The sequence below is a fragment of the Intrasporangium chromatireducens Q5-1 genome (assembly GCF_000576575.1).
GTDB classification, from domain to species: Bacteria; Actinomycetota; Actinomycetes; order Actinomycetales; family Dermatophilaceae; genus Intrasporangium_A; species Intrasporangium_A chromatireducens.
The window spans coordinates 1-16886 of sequence record NZ_AWQS01000079.1 but is presented as its reverse complement, the minus strand read 5'-3'; the positions used below and the strand labels follow the sequence as shown (position 1 = coordinate 16886).

Sequence of the window (16886 nt, the reverse complement as noted above, 5' to 3'; positions counted from 1 at the left end):
GACAGTGCGCTAGTCCTGATCGACAGTGCACGAATCCTCATCGAGCGTGCGCTAGTCCTGATCGAGCGTGCAGTTCTCCGGTCCTCGCTCATCCCGTCGACGCCGGGGGGTGACGGTTGGCGGTCGGGCAGGTCATGTGTTGGGCCCAATAGACTGCCTCGCAGGAGGCGATGACATGGACGACAGCACGCTGACGGCGCTGATGGAGCGCGAGCACCACGAGGTCGACGAGGCGATTGCGGACTTCGTGCAGGGCCTTCGCGAGGGCGATGTCAGGCACGCCGACCTGGGCCGGGCGACCAGCCTGCTCCAACGGCACATCTACATCGAGGAAGCCTTCATCTTCCCGCCGCTGCGCGCCAAGGGGATGCTCGCGCCCATCCTCGTCATGGAGCGTGAGCACGGTCAGATCTGGCGGACCCTCGATGCGGTGAACCTCGAGGTCGGCAGTGGAACGGCGGCGGACTCGGTGCCGGACCGGTGCCAGCAGCTGCTCCACGAGCTCCAGGTGCACAACGACAAGGAGGAGCCGATCATCTACCCCCAGGCGGACGCGCTGCTGACCGACTCGGACAAGGACGCGGTCCGCGACTTCATCGACTCCGGCACCATGCCCGATGGCTGGGTGTGCGCGCAGGCGGCCAACGGCTGACCCTGTGATGACGATCCACTCGGAGCACCCGTTCGTCCCCGCCGAGGCCGAGCGTGACCCCGTCCGCAGGTTGCGGGGCCGTGTCGGCGGGACCGTGTCGCTCTGGACCTCGGGCACCGGCGCCGAGCGCGCGGGCCTGACCGTCTCGTCCTACCTCGTGTCGCCGGGCGACCCCGCGCACATCGTCGGGCTGCTCCACCCGGAGTCGGAGCTGCTGGAACGGGTGCTCGAGACCGGAACGGCGGTCGTCCAGCTGCTCGAGTGGCGTGACCGGGAGCTCGCGGACGTCTTCGCCGGGATGTTCCCGGCCCCGGGCGGCGCCTTCCGTCGGGGGACCTGGGCGCAGACCGAGTGGGGTCCGGTGCTCACGACGGCGTCCGCGTGGGCCGGCGTGCGGCTCAGCCCCGACGCCGCTCAGCGCGCGGTGGGGTGGTCGGACCTGGTCGACACCGTCGTCGAGACGGTGCTCATCGGCGAGGAGCAGGACCCGCTGGTGCATCGTCGAGGTCGCTACCAGCGCCCGGCCGACTGACACGGGGGCGGTGGGCTGGCCTCGTCACCAGTAGCCCGCGGCGTGGTCGCTCATCATCTCGGTCGTGAGCCACGCAGCCGGGATGCCGTAGGCATCGACCAGCCGCCGAGCATCGGGTCGCAGCTGCTCGCACAGCTCGTTGACCCGGGCCGTCAGGGCCTTGGTCCGCGCCGGGCTCATCCGGTCATGCTCGAGGTACCACGCCTTGTGCCGCTCGATCGTCGACAGGGCGTGCAGGTCGCAGAGCCGGTCGAGGAGCACCCGGGCCTCGCCGGCAGGTGCCGTCTCGACCGCGGCCGCGAAGGCCTCGAGGACGACCCGTTCGATGTGGGCCCGGGCGGTCTCGACGAGGTGGTCCTGGCAGCGGTTGAACGCGTCGAAGGCGTCGGCGTGCGACTCACTGACCCGTCGCAGGCGAATCGCCAGCGTCTCGACCAGGTGCTCCTCGCGCTCGCGGACGAGGCGCAGCTGAGCGCCGCGCGTCGTGAACGGCGGCTCGTCCGGCCGGCCGGGAGTGGCGTCGATGATCTTCTGTGCGAGGCCGCGCATCGCGGAGCGCTCGAGCACCGTGCCCGTCGCCAGCCGCGCCCCGAAGCGAATGATGCCGAGAGTGTCGAGGTCGCCGAACGTCTCCTGGTAGTCCCCGAGCAAGCCCTTGGCGACGAGCTGGAGCAGGACCGTGTTGTCGCCCTCGAACGTGGTGAAGATGTCGGTGTCGGCCTTCAGGGAGGCCAGCCGGTTCGCCCACATGTAGCCGGCGCCGCCGCAGGCCTCCCGACACTCCTGGATCGTCTCCGTGGCGTGCCACGTCATCAGGGCCTTGATTCCCGCCGCGCGGGCCTCGAGCTGGCGCTGGTCCTGCTCGGTCGCGGCGCGTCCGCTCAGCACGTCGTCCATCGCCGACACGAGCTCGCTCTGGGCGAAGGCGAGGGCGTAGCTCTCGGCGACGCGGGGCAGCAGTCGGCGCTGGTAGGTCCGGTAGTCGAGCAGGCGGACCTCCTCGTCGCTGTTCGGCTTGGCGAACTGTGTGCGCTCGTCGCCGTAGCGCACGGCGAGCGCCAGGGCGCTGCGGGCCGCCGCGCCGGCGGCGCCTCCGACGCTGATCCGGCCCCGGATCAGGGCGCCCAGCATGGTGAAGAACCGTCGGCCAGGGCTCGCGATGGGGCTGCGATAGCGGCCGTCGTCGTCGATGTCGCCGTATCGGCCCAGCAGGTTCGTGCGCGGCACCCGGACGTGGTCGAAGAGGAGTCTGCCGTTGTCGACGCCGTTGAGGCCAAGCTTCGGGCCGCAGTCGCTCACCGTGACCCCCGGCTCCGGTCGGCCGGCTGCGTCCCGGATCGGCACGAGGACACAGTGCACTCCGTGATTCTCGTCGTCGACGATGAGCTGGGCAAAGACGGCCGCAACGGTCGCGTCGTGGGCGGCCCCGCCGATGTAGTCCTTGCGGGCGGCCGGGGCGGGGGAGTGCACGACGATCTCGTCCGTTGCCGGGTCGAACGTGGCCGTGGTGAGCAGACCCTGCACGTCGCTGCCGTGGCCCGTCTCCGTCATGGCGAAGCAGCCGAGGAGGCGCCCGGCAATGATCTCCGGCAGGAGGGCGTGGTGCCGGTCGGTACCGAGGAGGGAGACCGCTCCACCGAACAGGCCCCACTGCACGCCGGCCTTGACGAGCAGCGACAGGTCGGCGTGGCCGAGCATCTCGAGCGCCGTGACCGAGTCGGCGAAGCGCGCGGTGCCGCCCTGCTCCACCGGGAAGCCGCCTGCCGGCCAAGGGGTCTCGGCGAGGCGGGCCAGCTGCCGACGAACCCTGGCGCGGTGCGCGTCGACATCGAGCGGTTCAGGGGGCGTGCCGAAGAGCTCCGGCTCGAGGTTGCGGCACTCGTCGCGCACCTCGGCCCGCGAGCCGTCGAGGAACGCCCGCAGGTCGTCGACCACGGGATCGGCCACGGGCTCCGGCTCTCGGGCGGCCTCGGGTGAAGTGGCTGGAACGGACATCGGATCCTCCGCTGGGGTCTCAGGTGGCTGCGAGCTCTGGGGGTCTGCGGTCTCTGGGGTCTGCGGTATCAGGGGGCGTGGTCGCACGGGCTGCGGTCCGGGAGGGGCTCAGGTGGTGGGACCCCGAGGTCGCTCTGGCGCGGCGGGCTCGGAGAGCATCGCTCCGAGCCCGCGCCAGGCGAGATCGGTCAGCACCTCAACGACATCGCCGCGGGGCAGGCGGCTCGGGGACGAGAGCCAGTCGTTGGCGACGGCCTGGACCGAGCCGACGAGCGCGATGGCCCGCAGGCGGGCACGGCGGGGGTCGCCGGCGAGCGTCACGGTCGCCAGGAGCAGGTCGGCGACGCGGTTCGTCGTCGCCTCCACGGGGTCTTCCGCCAGGGGACGGTCCACGAGCGGCCGGTTCACCACGAACCGGTACACCTCGGCGTCGGACTCGACGAGGGACAGGTAGGCCTCCACCGTCGAGGCAACCACGAGGCGCAGGTCGCCCGACGGGCCGGCCGCGGACAGGGCGGCCGCGACATGGCGGTAGACGCGCTGGTCGATCCGGTCGGCGACGGCCCGGTAGAGGCCCGCCTTGTCGCCGAAGTGCCGGTAGATCACCGTCTTGCTCGTGCCGGCCTGGCTGGCGATGTCGTCCATGCCGACTCCTGCGCCGTGGGCCCGGATCGCGCGGATCGTGGCGTCGACGAGCTCGGTGCGGCGCTGTTCTCGGTGCTGCTCCCACCGTGTGTCCCGTCCGTCGCGAGACCGGCCGGAGGCAGGCCCGGAGCCCGACTCGGGGTCGGCAGGGGCGGGGAGGGTCATGGCACCGAACGTAGCAGGCACTGTTTGTATCGGCTACCGTGAGTATCGGTTACCGTTTCTTCCCCTCAGGCCGTCAGGAGCTCCCATGCCGCAGACCAGTCCCCGCCCGGTGCGACGCGCCGCCATCCTCGGCGGCAACCGGATCCCCTTTGCACGGGCGCACGGCGCCTACGCACGCGCCTCGAACCAGGACATGCTGACGGCGACGCTCGACGGGCTGGTCGCCCGCTTCGGCCTCGCGGGGGAGCGAATGGGCGAGGTCGTGGCCGGGGCCGTGCTCAAGCACAGCCGTGACTTCAACCTCACCCGCGAGAGCGTGCTCGGCAGCCAGCTCGACCCGCACACCCCCGCCTACGACGTCCAGCAGGCGTGCGGCACCGGGCTCGAGGCTGCGATCCTCGTCGCCAACAAGATCGCCCTCGGCCAGGTCGAGGCGGGCATCGCCGGCGGCACCGACACCGCGAGCGACGCGCCGATCGCCGTGTCGGAGGGACTGCGCCAGACCCTCCTCGCAGCCAACCGCGCCAAGACGCTGCCGGACCGCCTGAAAGCCCTCGCCTCGCTGCGACCCGCCGACCTGGTGCCCGCGATCCCGCAGAACGTCGAGCCGCGCACCGGCCTGTCGATGGGGGAGCACATGGCCCTGACCGCGGAGGAATGGGGAGTGACGCGCGCGGAGCAGGACGAGCTCGCTGCGGCGAGCCACCGACACTTGGCGGCGGCCTACGACCGCGGCTTCTTCGACGACCTCGTCACCCCTTACCTCGGCGTGACTCGGGACAACAACCTGCGCCCGGACTCCACCGTCGAGCAGCTGGGCAAGCTGCGCACCGTCTTCGGACGCGGCCCCGACGCCACCATGACCGCCGGCAACTCCACGCCGCTGACCGACGGCGCCTCCGCGGTGCTGCTGGCCAGTGAGGAGTGGGCTGCCGAGCACCGGCTCAGCCCCCTGGCGTGGTTCGTCGACGCCGAGACCGCAGCCGTCGACTACGTCCACGGCCACGAGGGGCTGCTCATGGCCCCTGCCTATGCGGTGCCGCGTCTGCTGGCGCGAAACGGCTTGACCCTGCAGGACTTCGACTTCTACGAGATCCACGAGGCCTTCGCGGCGACGGTGCTCGCCCTGCTCAAGGCTTGGGAGGACCCGCGCTTCAGCAAGGAACGGCTCGGGCTCGACGCGCCACTCGGCTCGATCGACCGGGCGCGCCTCAACGTGACCGGCTCGTCGCTCGCGACCGGGCACCCCTTCGCCGCCACCGGCGGCCGCATCGTCGCGACGCTCGCCAAGCTGCTCCACGAGAAGAAGCAGCAGGACCCCGGCCGGACGGTGCGCGGACTGATCTCCATCTGCGCTGCCGGTGGGCAGGGCGTGACCGCCATCCTGGAGGCCTGAGATGCCAGACCTGTTCACGACGCTCATCACCTCGCCACTCGCGAAGAAGGCGGGCGTGCCCCAGCCGACCCGGCTGCGCCGCTACGAGCCCGGTGGCCCGCTGTGCGAGGGCCCGGTCCTGGTGGCCGGGACCGGCCCGTATGTCGCTCCGCTGCGCCAGTGGCTCGGCGCGGCCGGACTGGCGCTCGCCGAGACGAGCGACGCTGCCACCGACCGGCTCGGCGCCGTCGTGGTCGACCTCAGTGACGCGACCGACCCCGGTCAGCTCGGGTTGCTCAAGAGCCTCGCCCCGGCGGTGAAGAAGCTGCGGACCAACGGCCGCGTCGTCGTCGTCGGGACCGACCCAGCGACCCTTGAGGACCCGGCCCACGTCGCCACCCAGCGGGCGCTCGAGGGCTTCGTCCGCTCCCTCGGCAAGGAGCTCCGCGCCGGAGCGACGGCCAACCACGTGCTCGTGGGCGGCGAGGCCTCGGACGGGCTGCGGTCCGCCGTCGGCTTCTTCCTCTCCGGCCGGTCCGCCTACGTCGACGGTCAGGTCGTCCGGGTCGACGCCACGCGAGGGGGCAACCCGAACGAGGAGCGGCCGCTCGACGGCAAGGTCGCGGTCGTCACCGGGGCGGCGCGCGGCATCGGTGCCGAGATCGCCCGAGTGCTGGCCCGAGACGGAGCGACGGTCATCGCCGTCGACGTCCCGGCGGCCGGCGAGGCCCTCGCGCGGGTCGCCAACGAGGTCCACGGCACGGCGCTCCTGCTCGACGTCACCGCCCCCGAGGCCGGCGCGGCGATCGTCGAGCACGCGAGGTCACGGCACGGTGGCATCGACATCGTGGTGCACAATGCCGGGATCACGCGCGACAAGCTCTTCGTCAACATGGACGACTCCCGGTGGGACAGCGTCATGGACGTCAACCTGCGCTCCATCCTGCGCATGAACGAAGCCCTCCTCGGACCGGATGGTCTCGGTGGCGGCGGGCGGATGGTGTGCCTGTCCTCCATGGCCGGCATCGCCGGCAACCGCGGGCAGACCAACTATGCGGCGAGCAAGGCAGGGGTCATCGGCCTCGTCACGGCGACGGCCGAGGACGTCACCGAGCGGTCCATCACCGTCAACGGCGTCGCGCCCGGGTTCATCGAGACTGAGATGACCGCCCGGATCCCCTTCGCCACGAGGGAGATCGGGCGACGGATGAACTCACTGCAGCAGGGCGGCACGCCGCGGGACGTCGCCGAGACCATCGCGTGGCTCGTGCAACCAGGCTCCGCGGCGGTCAACGGCCAGGTGGTCCGCGTGTGCGGACAGAGCATGCTGGGGGCCTGACGACGATGACACGCGAGCTCGTCCTCGAAGGACCCCCAGACCTGCGACGGATCTATGCGACCGCAGCCCTCAAGAGGGCGGCCGGTCACGACGGGCTGCCCGACCTGCGGGTGGTCCGTCGGGGAGTCACCGTGGACCCGGACAACCTGGCGCGGTATGCCCGGGCCTGCCAGTTCACGCTGTCCGAGCGCCTGCCGCTGCCGTACCCGCACCTGCTCGGGTTCCCCCTGCAGATGGTCGTGATGAGCCAGCACGACTTCCCGTTCCCCCTCGTCGGGTCGATCCACGTCGAGAACGTCATCACGGTCAGCAAGCCACTGACGCTCGCCGACCCCCTCGACGTCGCCGTGCACGCCGAGAACCTCCGGCTGCACCCCAAGGGCCGTCAGGTCGACCTCGTGACCGAGGTGAGCAGCGGCGACCAGACGGCGTGGCGAGGCGTGAGCACCTACCTCGCCCGGGGCGCCGAACATCCCGAGGCGGTCGCCTCCGAGCCGCCGACGCTCGACGCGCTCGAGAGCGTCCGCTCGGGACCGACGTGGCGCTTCGGCGAGCGGACGGGTCGCATGTTCGCCGGAATCGGCGGGGACTGGAACCCGATCCATGTCCACCCCATCCTGGCCAAGCCGCTCGGGTTCCCGACCGCGATCGCCCATGGCATGTACTCCTACTCCCGGTGCGTCGCGGCGCTGCAACCGCGCCTGCCGCAGTCGGGGGTGACGAGCCACGTGTGGTTCCGCAAGCCGATCCGGCTGCCCTCCACGGTGCGACTGCGCACGGCCTTCGAGCACCACCGGATGCTCTCGCTCCTCGAGGGGGTCAAGCGCGACCTCGACCACGCGGTGCTAGAGCACACCTGGTGACCGTGACGGGGCGCGGGGCTCCCTCGCTGGCGCTCGGTCGGGTCCTCGCACCTTGGCTCACTCGTAGAGGACGTACTCGGGCTGCGGCCGCAGCCCCAGGACCTGGGCCGGGGTCATCAGCCTGCCGACGCGGCTGTCCTCGTCGTAGAAGAGCTTGAAGCCGGCGTGGACCGCGCTCGGGAGGCGTCGGGTGAGCTTGACGTAGGTCTCCTGCTTCATCGCCCGGTTGCCGATCCCGTCGACCGACTTGACGACCACCACACCCGGGTGGCTGCGGATGGCGTTCTCGCCCCGCACGACCGAGGGCGCCAGCTGGTGGAAGACGAGGACCTTCTCGGGCAGGTCGCCCCGCTTGACCACGGTGGAGAGGTAGCGCGCCACGGCGTCGATCTGGGCGCCCGTCGTGTGGCCGAAGACCTTCATCGGCACCTCGCCGGGACCCATCGACCACTCCGGGTCGAGCGCGACGCCGACGTCCGGCTGCTCGAGCCACGTGGCATACGCCTTCACCTCGGTGAGGAAGTCGGAGCGACCCGGCTGGATGTTGAGCAGCAGGATGCCCTTGACCTTGCGTGCGGCGGCCAGGTGCCGCGCGATGAGGGCGTCCGAGGACCTGGTCCGGTACATCCGGTCCGGGCCCGGGTTGCCCTGCACGACCGTCGCGATCAGCTCGAGGACCGGCAGCACGGTGCGGCCGCCGGCGTAGGGCCGGGCGACCTGTTCGATCTCGCGGGCGCGGTCGTCGAGCCGGCCGACCCCGAGCCGGCCCAGGGCCGTCGACCCGGGGCGCCCGGCAAAGCCGACGAGACGGTAGTGGGGGAAGATCGTGCGCCCACCTCTCGGCAGCTGCAGCTGACCCGCGGGGGCGGGACGTGAAGTGCCGGACGCGGTCGGGGCCGGGGAGCCCGGCGCGGCGGAGCCCGTCGGGGCGGTGGGGGCCGGCGAGGCCACTGACGGGTGGGCCTGTGGTGTGGCTGCCGGCCCGCCGCCACAGCCGCCGGCAAGGAGGCCGGTCAGCAGAGCCGTCGCGAAGACTGCCGTTCGACGTCCCATGCAGGACCTCCACAACCCGAGAAACAACAGCGACCCGCGCGGACGGGTCACCCAGCAGGGTAACCGCCGCTGGAACGGCTTCGCGGCGCGCCACGCGCAGTGGCTACGCTGGGGCGGTGCCGCGCTGAGCGGCATACCCCATCCTCCCCATCCAAGGAGCCACACCCGTGTCTGCACAGATCACCGTCACCGTCGCCGGAAGCGAGCGATCGGTCGCGGAGCAGACGACGGCCGGCGAGCTCTTCGAGGGACAGCGCGACGTCGTCGTGGCACGGGTCAACGGCACGCTGCGCGACCTGTTCCACGTGCTGGCCGACGGTGACGTCGTCGAGCCGGTGACCGTGGACAGCGAGGACGGCCTGGCCGTCCTGCGCCACTCGACCGCCCACGTCCTCGCCCAGGCGGTCCAGCAGGTCAACCCCGACGCCAAGCTCGGCATCGGACCACCGATCCGGGACGGGTTCTACTACGACTTCGACGTCGACGAGCCGTTCCAGCCGGAGGACCTCAAGGCCCTCGAGAAGGCGATGCAGAAGATCGTCAACGAGGGCCAGACCTTCCAGCGCCGGGTCGTGACCGACGACGAGGCCCTGCGCGAGCTGGCCCACGAGCCCTACAAGTGCGAGCTCGTGGGCCTCAAGGGCGGTGCCGGCGAGGCGGCCGAGGGCGCCGGCGTCGAGGTCGGGGCCGGCGAGCTGACGATCTACGACAACCTCCGCCGCGACGGCACGCGCGCCTGGGGCGATCTCTGTCGAGGCCCGCACATCCCGAGCACCAAGCTGATCGGCAACGCCTTCAAGCTGATGCGCTCGGGCGGCGCCTACTGGCGCGGGTCGGAGAAGAACCCGCAGCTGCAGCGCATCTACGGCACCGCCTGGCCCACCAAGGACGAGCTCAAGGCCTACCTCGACCGCCTGGCCGAGGCGGAGCGGCGCGACCACCGCAAGCTCGGCGCGGAGCTCGACCTCTACTCCTTCCCCGACGAGCTCGGCTCGGGCCTCGCCGTCTTCCACCCCAAGGGTGGCGTCATCAAGCGCGAGATGGAGGACTACGTCCGGCGCCGGCACATCGAGGAGGGCTTCCAGTACGTCGGCACGCCGCACATCAGCAAGGACGGGCTGTTCCACACCTCCGGGCACCTGCCCTACTACGCCGACACGATGTTCCCGCCCATGGAGATGGAGGGCGCCGAGTACCGCCTCAAGGCGATGAACTGCCCGATGCACAACCTGATCTACAAGTCGCGGCAGCGTTCCTACCGTGAGCTGCCGTTGCGCTTCTTCGAGTTCGGCTCGGTCTACCGCTACGAGAAGTCCGGGGTCGTCCACGGCCTCACCCGGGTGCGGGGGATGACGCAGGACGACTCGCACTCCTACGTCACGAGGGAGCAGGCTCCGGGCGAGGTCCGGCACCTGCTCGACTTCGTCCTGTCCCTGCTGCGCGACTTCGGCCTGAACGACTTCTATCTCGAGCTGTCCACCCGCGACACGGAGGGCGACAAGAAGGACAAGTTCATCGGCTCCGACGAGCAGTGGGAGGACGCAACCCGCGTGCTCGAACAGGTCGCGACCGAGACGGGCCTCGAGCTCGTCCCCGACCCGGGCGGCGCCGCCTACTACGGCCCCAAGATCTCGGTCCAGGCGAGGGACGCGATCGGGCGGACCTGGCAGATGTCGACGATTCAGTACGACTTCAACCAGCCGGAGCGCTTCGGGCTGGAGTACCAGGCGGCCGACGGCTCCCGGCAGGAGCCGGTCATGATCCACTCGGCGAAGTTCGGCTCGATCGAGCGCTTCCTCGGGGTCCTCGTCGAGCACTACGCGGGGGCCTTCCCGGTCTGGCTCTCGCCGGTGCAGGTGCTCGGCGTCCCGGTCGCCGACGAGTACGCCGACCACCTGAGCGGGGTGCTCGACCGGCTGCGCCGCAAGGGGGTGCGTGTCGAGCTCGACGCGAGCGACGACCGGTTCCCGAAGAAGATCCGCAACGCGTCCAAGTCGAAGGTGCCCTTCGTCCTCATCGCCGGTGAGGACGACCGCGCCGCCGGTGCCGTGTCGTTCCGGTTCCGGGACGGGTCCCAGAAGAACGGGGTGCCGATCGACGACGCCATCGTGGAGATCCTCGAGGCGATCGAGTCGCGGGCCCAGGTCTGAGCGCGCGGCCGGCGCAGCGAATTCCGCGGAACCTCTTGCGCTCCGGCACGAAGAGGGGTTGAATCAGACCTACCGAACCGCTTCGGCGGATCGGCTTCCTCAATCGCTTCGGCGAATGAGGAACAGAAGGCCCGGGAACTCATACTTCCCGGGCCTTCACCTTCCTACTTGGCACCGGCCCTGCGGCTCTCACACCCGTAGGGCCGTCTGCTTGTCCGGCGAGCAGGAGGTGGCGCGTGGACGTCTACCGCGACCGGGTCGACGCGGGCCAGCGTCTGGGGGAGTGGCTGGCGGACCGCTCGCTCGACGATCCCGTGGTGCTCGGCCTGCCCCGCGGCGGCGTGCCCGTCGCCGCAGAGGTGGCGCGCCGGCTCGGTGCCCCGCTCGACGTCATCGTCGTGCGCAAGCTGGGCGTGCCCAGCCAGCCCGAGCTGGCCATGGGCGCCATCGGTGAGGGCGGCGTGCGGGTCCTCGACGAACGGATCATCCGGGCGGGCCGGGTCGAGGCGCAGCGTGTCGCCGAGGTGGAGTCGCAGGAGCGCGCCGTGCTCGAGGCGCGCCTCCGCCGGTTGCGCCGCGACCGGCCGCGCGTCGAGCTCACCGGCCGCACGGCGGTCATCGTCGATGACGGGATCGCGACCGGCGCGACCGCTCGGGTGGCCGCCCTCGTCGCGCGTGCCCTGGGCGCCGCCCGCGTCGTGGTCGCCGTGCCGGTCGGGCCGCCCGACATCGAGCGCCGGATGCCCGAGGCCGACGAGGTCGTGTGCCTGCAGAAGCCGTGGAGCTTTCGCGCCGTGGGCGCTGCCTACGACGACTTCCACCCGACCAGCGACGAGGACGTGGAACGCGTGCTCGAGCAGGCGCACGGGGCCGGGGAGGGCACCACCCCCGGGCCCGAGAACGAGTAGGGCCCTGCGGTCTCACACACCGCAGGGCCGTGACCATTGAACACGGCGAACCCGTCGATCTGCGAATCGACACGCTGTCAGCGTGGGCGGGAGCACCCCATAGGATCTCGGGCATGACCGACCAGAACGGGGAGGCGTCGTCCTCGGTGCGCATCGAGGACGTGGACGACCTCGTCCACGTCAACGACGGCTTCCAGCGGCTCTGGACGCCGCATCGGATGGCCTACATCGCCGGCGAGAAGCCGACCGACGAGGCGGGCAAGGGGTGCCCGTTCTGCACCGCCCCCGACAAGGACGACGCCGAGGGGCTCATCGTCCATCGCGGCGAGCTGTGCTACGTCGTGATGAACCTGTTCCCCTACAACCCCGGTCATGTCCTCGTCTGCCCCTACCGGCACGTGTCGCGCTACGTCGACCTCAGCGACGAGGAGACGACCGAGTTCACCCGCTTGACGAAGCAGGCGGTGCACGCGCTGGAGGCCGCCTCCGAGCCGCACGGGTTCAACATCGGGATGAACCAGGGTGCCGTCGCGGGAGCCGGCGTCGCGGCGCACCTGCACCAGCACGTCGTCCCCCGGTGGGCGGGCGACATGAACTTCCTGCCGATCGTGGGGCAGACCAAGGCGCTGCCCGTCCTGCTCGAGGACACGCGCGCCCAGATCGTCGCCAGCTGGCCGAGCGCCGGTCAGTAGGCTGACGACACCATGCTCAATCGTCTCCTGCGGGCAACGTTCACGAAGTTGCTCAGCCCGATCGCGCACGTCCTGCTCAAGCTCGGGGTCAGCCCGGACGTCGTCACGATCGTCGGCACCCTCGGCGTCTGTGCCGGTGCGCTCGTCTTCTTCCCCCGGGGACAGCTGTGGATCGGCGTCCTCGTCATCACGGCCTTCGTCTTCTCGGACACCGTCGACGGGATCATGGCCCGCGCGTCCGGGCGGTCGAGCAAGTGGGGCGCCTACCTCGACTCGACCCTGGACCGGATCGGCGACGCGGCCGTCTTCGGTGGCCTGGTCCTCTACTTCAGCCAGGGCGGGCAGAGCACCGTCATGGCGGGCCTCGCCCTCGCGTGTCTCATCCTCGGCAGTGTCGTCTCGTACGCCAAGGCCCGGGCCGAGGGCCTCGACTTCACGGCCAACGTCGGCATCGCGGAGCGCGCCGACCGGCTCGTCGCCGTTCTCGTCGCCACCTTCTTCGCCGACGTGCTCGACCTGCCCGTCCTGCTCGGGGTCGTCCTCGGCCTGCTCGCCGTGGCCAGCTTCATCACCGTCGTGCAGCGGATGCTGACCGTGCGCCGCCAGGCACTCGCCGCCGGCGAGGTCCCGAGTTGAGCCGGGCCTCCCTCCGCGGACGGCTCACCGGCAGCGTGAGCGTGCTCGGGTTCCGGCTCGGGTGGTCAGCCGTCCGCGCGATGCCCGAGCGAGCGGCATACGGACTCTTCGAGCGCATCGCCGACGCAGCGGTGCTGCGCGGCGGCAAGGGCGTCGAGCGGCTCCGCAGCAACTACGCCAGGGTGCGACCGGAGCTGACGCCCGACGAGCTCGACGACCTCGTCCACGACGGGATGCGGTCCTACATGCGCTACTACTGCGAGGCGTTCCGGCTGCCGTCGCTGCGCCCCGGGCAGATCGACCGTGCCGCCACCGTCAGCGGCTACGAGCCGCTGCGGGACACCTGCCGAGCGGGTGGCACCGCGATCGCCTTCGTCGGGCACCTGGGCAACTTCGACATGGCTGCCGCGTGGTCGGCCCGCAACCTGGCGCCGGTCACAACCGTTGCCGAGCGGCTCAAGCCCGAGGAGGTCTTCCAGGACTTCGTCGCCTTCCGCAACAGCATCCAGATGGACATCATCCCGCTCGAGGGCGCCGAGAACCCCTTCCACGAGCTGCTCCGCACGGCCAAGCGCGGCGGGCGGCTCATCGCCCTCGCCAGCGACCGCGACCTGACCGCGAACGGGGTCGAGGTGGACCTGCTCGGGCACCGGGCACGGATGGCGAAGGGCCCCGCGCTCCTCGCGCTCATGACCGACTCGCCGCTGTATGCCGCTCGCGTCCACTACGAGAAGGCACCCCCCGGCGAGGGGCTCGGTGGCTACCGCACCGTCGTCGAGCTGAGCCCCCGCCTCATGCCGCGGGTCGACGGCAGCACGGCCGAGCAGGCGCAGGACCTCGTCCAGCAGTGCGCAGACCACCTCGCCGCGACGATCCGGACGCACACGAGCAGCTGGCACATGCTCCAGCGGGTCTTCGTCGAGGACCTCGACCCCGTGCGTGCGCCGGCCGGGCGAGTCGCGACGTGAGGACGCTGCCATGAGGATCGGCATCGTCTGCCCGTACTCGTTCGACGTGCCCGGGGGCGTGCAGTTCCACGTGCGCGACCTGGCCGAGTACTTCATCGGCGACGGCCATGAGGTGTCGGTCCTGGCACCGGCCGACAGCGACACTGCGCTGCCCGACTACGTCGTGTCGGCCGGTCGGGCGACCCCGGTCCGCTACAACGGGTCCGTGGCGCGGCTGAACTTCGGGCCGGTGACCGCCGGCAAGGTCAGCCGCTGGCTCGACCACGGGGAGTTCGACGTGCTGCACCTGCACGAGCCGGTCACACCCAGCGTCAGCGTCCTGGCCCTGCTCGCCGCCGACGGGCCGATCGTCGCGACGTTCCACACCTCGATGGTCCGGTCGCGCACGATGCAGACGGCCTACCCGCTCGTGCGCCCCAGCCTGGAGAAGATCGCCGGGCGGATCGCCGTCAGCGAGGACGCCCGCCGGACCGTGACGACCCACATCGGCGGTGACGCCGTCGTCATCCCCAACGGCGTCTACGTCGACCGGTTCGCCCGGGCGCCGCGGCGTCCCGAGTGGCTCGGCACCCCGGACCGGCCGACGATCGCCTTCCTCGGGCGGATGGCCGAGCCGCGCAAGGGTCTGCCGGTCCTGGCCGCGGCCCTGCCCGACGTGCTGCGCGAGATCCCCGGCCTGCGCGTCCTCGTCGCAGGCCCGGGGGAGGTCGAGCAGGTCACCGCGGGGATGCCGCCCGGCGTCGCCGAGGCATGCGAGTTCCTCGGCGCCGTGTCCGACGAGGACAAGGCCTCCCTGCTCGCGTCGGTCGACGTCTACGTCGCCCCGAACACCGGCGGCGAGAGCTTCGGGATCATCCTCATCGAGGCGATGTCCGCGGGCTCCTGCGTGCTCGCCAGCGACCTGTCCGCGTTCTCCCGGGTGCTCGACGGCGGCCGGACCGGTGAGCTGTTCCGCAACGAGGAGCCGGCCCACCTCGCCCAGGCGCTGCTCACCCTGCTGCGCGACCCCGAGCGGCGGGCGGTCCTCGCCGAGGCGGGGCGCCAGCGCGCCCGGCACTTCGACTGGTCCGTCGTCGCGGCGAAGATCATGGCGGTCTACGAGACCGTCATCGAGGGCCGCAGCGCGGTGCTCAACCAGCCGGCCAGCCGGTGGAGCCGGTTCCTGCGTGGAGGTCTGGGCCGATGACCGAGACGCTGACCTGGGTCTTCGCCGTCCTCTTCGTCCTCGTCGTCGTCGCCTGGTACCTGACCTACACAGCGGCGCGGCTCGACCGTCTCCACGTGCGGCTGACCGGCACGGTGGCGGCCCTCGACGCCCAGCTCGTGCGCCGGGCCGAGGCGTCCGTCGAGCTGGCCAACAGCGGCCTCCTCGACGGCGCGACAGCCCTGATCCTCGCGGGCGCGGCAGCGCAGTCGCTCGAAACCCCCGACGAGGACGGCGAGATCCGGGAGGCAGTCGAGAGCGACCTCACCGAGGCGCTCAGCCTCGCGCTGACCTCCGAGGTGGTCGACGACCTGCGCCAGTCCGGCCCCCTCGGGGTCGACCACCTCGAGCGGCTCTCCTCCGCCTGCACGAGGGTCCAGCTGGCCCGTCGCTTCCACAACGACGCCGTCACCGACGTGCGGCGGGTCCGGCGCAAGCTCGTCGTGCGCCTGTTCCACCTCGCCGGCCACACGCCGATGCCGGGGACCGTCGAGTTCAACGACGAGGTCCCGCCCGGCCTCGAGCCCTGAGCGCACCACGCGGGCGACGGTCCGGAACGCTCCCGACATGGACGAGCGCGCCACACTCGCAGGTTCTGGCCGTACGCTTTCTGCGTTCCCAGACGAACTTTCGCAACGAGAAAGCAGGAGACCGTGAGCACGACTGGCACGACGGGCGCCACGCCCGCGTCCGACACGGGCACCGGCACGACCCGTGTCAAGCGGGGCATGGCCGAGATGCTCAAGGGCGGCGTCATCATGGACGTCGTCACCCCCGAGCAGGCGAAGATCGCCGAGGACGCCGGTGCCGTCGCAGTCATGGCGCTCGAACGCGTCCCGGCGGACATCCGGGCCCAGGGCGGGGTCTCCCGGATGAGCGACCCGGACATGATCGACGGCATCATCAACACGGTCTCGATCCCCGTCATGGCCAAGGCCCGCATCGGCCACTTCGTCGAGGCGCAGGTCCTGCAGAGCCTCGGCGTCGACTACATCGACGAGTCCGAGGTGCTCACGCCGGCTGACTACAGCAACCACATCGACAAGTGGGCCTTCACCGTTCCCTTCGTCTGTGGCGCGACCAACCTCGGCGAGGCGCTGCGCCGGATCACCGAGGGCGCCGCGATGATCCGCTCCAAGGGCGAGGCCGGCACCGGTGACGTCTCGAACGCGACGACGCACATGCGCCAGATCCGCGCCGAGATCCGCCGCCTGCAGAACCTGCCCGAGGACGAGCTGTATGTCGCGGCCAAGGAGCTGCAGGCTCCCTACGACCTCGTCGCCGAGGTGGCCCGGGCCGGCAAGCTGCCCGTCGTGCTGTTCACCGCCGGTGGCATCGCGACCCCCGCCGACGCGGCCATGATGATGCAGCTCGGCGCCGAGGGCGTCTTCGTCGGCTCCGGCATCTTCAAGTCGGGCAACCCGGCCCAGCGCGCCGAGGCCATCGTCAAGGCCACGACCTTCTACGACGACCCCGACGTCATCGCCAAGGTCTCGCGGGGCCTCGGCGAGGCCATGGTCGGCATCAACGTCGACGAGATCCCGCAGCCGCACCGGCTCGCCGAGCGCGGCTGGTGACCTCACGCGTCGGCTGAGCCCACCACGCACCCCGTATGCCGCTGAGCGGGCCCCCGCTCAGCGGCATACCTGCGTCTGGGCCGGCTATGCGGCCCCGGCGTGCAGGGCAACTGACCGGTCGACGCAGGGCAA

At 71.3% G+C, this 16886-nt stretch carries 16 protein-coding genes; 13 read left to right on the top strand and 3 right to left on the bottom strand.

Translation table 11 applies throughout. The features are described from left to right. Positions 1 to 175 precede the first annotated feature (175 nt). Both N864_RS11120 and N864_RS11115 read left to right on the top strand, forming a co-directional pair. A complete protein-coding gene (locus N864_RS11120) occupies positions 176 to 652 on the top strand; it encodes a hemerythrin domain-containing protein (RefSeq protein ID WP_034716541.1) in 477 nt (158 codons plus the stop codon). 7 nt (positions 653 to 659) lie between these two features. Further along, the gene (locus tag N864_RS11115) at positions 660 to 1184 is read left to right on the top strand and encodes a flavin reductase family protein (protein ID WP_034716538.1); all 525 of its coding nucleotides are present in this window, start codon (positions 660 to 662) and stop codon (positions 1182 to 1184) included. Positions 1185 to 1208: 24 nt separating this feature from the next. Here N864_RS11115 and N864_RS11110 read toward each other — a convergent pair whose 3' ends face one another. Together N864_RS11110 and N864_RS11105 are read right to left on the bottom strand one after the other, a co-directional pair. Continuing rightward, a complete protein-coding gene (locus N864_RS11110) occupies positions 1209 to 3179 on the bottom strand; it encodes an acyl-CoA dehydrogenase family protein (RefSeq protein ID WP_081793713.1) in 1971 nt (656 codons plus the stop codon). 108 nt (positions 3180 to 3287) lie between these two features. Continuing rightward, a complete protein-coding gene (locus N864_RS11105) occupies positions 3288 to 3989 on the bottom strand; it encodes a TetR/AcrR family transcriptional regulator (protein ID WP_051518464.1) in 702 nt (233 codons plus the stop codon). Positions 3990 to 4074: 85 nt separating this feature from the next. Between N864_RS11105 and N864_RS11100 the strand changes: the two genes are divergently transcribed. Genes N864_RS11100 through N864_RS11090 form a run of 3 tightly spaced genes read left to right on the top strand, consistent with a single transcriptional unit; the run spans position 4075 to position 7566 of the window. After that, positions 4075 to 5385: an acetyl-CoA C-acetyltransferase gene (locus N864_RS11100; protein ID WP_034716534.1), complete on the top strand. Its 1311-nt coding sequence runs from the start codon at positions 4075 to 4077 to the stop codon at positions 5383 to 5385. Between the two features lies 1 nt (position 5386). Continuing rightward, the gene (locus tag N864_RS11095) at positions 5387 to 6703 is read left to right on the top strand and encodes a 3-oxoacyl-ACP reductase (RefSeq protein ID WP_034716532.1); all 1317 of its coding nucleotides are present in this window, start codon (positions 5387 to 5389) and stop codon (positions 6701 to 6703) included. After that, positions 6676 to 7566 carry a MaoC family dehydratase gene (locus tag N864_RS11090; RefSeq protein WP_240474293.1) on the top strand — a complete coding sequence of 297 codons (891 nt, stop codon included), beginning with the start codon at positions 6676 to 6678 and terminating at the stop codon, positions 7564 to 7566. Before N864_RS11095 ends, N864_RS11090 begins: the two co-directional genes overlap by 28 nt. A gap of 57 nt (positions 7567 to 7623) precedes the next feature. Here the strand turns inward: N864_RS11090 and N864_RS11085 are convergent, their stop codons facing one another. Then, entirely contained in the window at positions 7624 to 8619 is a 996-nt protein-coding gene (locus N864_RS11085; RefSeq protein WP_034716529.1) for a hypothetical protein, read from the bottom strand. A gap of 167 nt (positions 8620 to 8786) precedes the next feature. Here N864_RS11085 and thrS point away from each other — a divergent pair, with 167 nt between their 5' ends. The 8 genes from thrS to pdxS all read left to right on the top strand — a co-directional run bounded on the left by thrS (position 8787) and on the right by pdxS (position 16754). Next, positions 8787 to 10769: a threonine--tRNA ligase gene (gene thrS / locus N864_RS11080; protein ID WP_034716526.1), complete on the top strand. Its 1983-nt coding sequence runs from the start codon at positions 8787 to 8789 to the stop codon at positions 10767 to 10769. A gap of 236 nt (positions 10770 to 11005) precedes the next feature. Further along, on the top strand, positions 11006 to 11677 hold the full coding sequence (locus N864_RS11075) for a phosphoribosyltransferase (RefSeq protein WP_051518463.1): 672 nt from the start codon (positions 11006 to 11008) through the stop codon (positions 11675 to 11677). A gap of 113 nt (positions 11678 to 11790) precedes the next feature. Next, a complete protein-coding gene (locus N864_RS11070) occupies positions 11791 to 12369 on the top strand; it encodes an HIT family protein (protein ID WP_051518462.1) in 579 nt (192 codons plus the stop codon). A gap of 12 nt (positions 12370 to 12381) precedes the next feature. Next, positions 12382 to 13005: a phosphatidylinositol phosphate synthase gene (gene pgsA, locus N864_RS11065; RefSeq protein ID WP_034716524.1), complete on the top strand. Its 624-nt coding sequence runs from the start codon at positions 12382 to 12384 to the stop codon at positions 13003 to 13005. Next, entirely contained in the window at positions 13002 to 13973 is a 972-nt protein-coding gene (locus N864_RS11060) for a phosphatidylinositol mannoside acyltransferase (protein ID WP_051518461.1), read from the top strand. Before pgsA ends, N864_RS11060 begins: the two co-directional genes overlap by 4 nt. 10 nt (positions 13974 to 13983) lie before the next feature. Continuing rightward, positions 13984 to 15159, top strand: coding sequence for a glycosyltransferase family 4 protein (locus N864_RS11055; protein ID WP_034716543.1), 1176 nt, complete (start codon positions 13984 to 13986; stop codon positions 15157 to 15159). Continuing rightward, positions 15156 to 15707: a hypothetical protein gene (locus tag N864_RS11050; protein ID WP_034716522.1), complete on the top strand. Its 552-nt coding sequence runs from the start codon at positions 15156 to 15158 to the stop codon at positions 15705 to 15707. The genes N864_RS11055 and N864_RS11050 overlap by 4 nt, the downstream gene beginning before the upstream one ends. Positions 15708 to 15830: 123 nt before the next feature. Next, positions 15831 to 16754 (top strand): pyridoxal 5'-phosphate synthase lyase subunit PdxS, encoded by a 924-nt coding sequence (pdxS, locus tag N864_RS11045; protein WP_034716520.1) that lies wholly within the window; start codon positions 15831 to 15833, stop codon positions 16752 to 16754. The last annotated feature ends 132 nt before the right edge of the window (positions 16755 to 16886 follow it).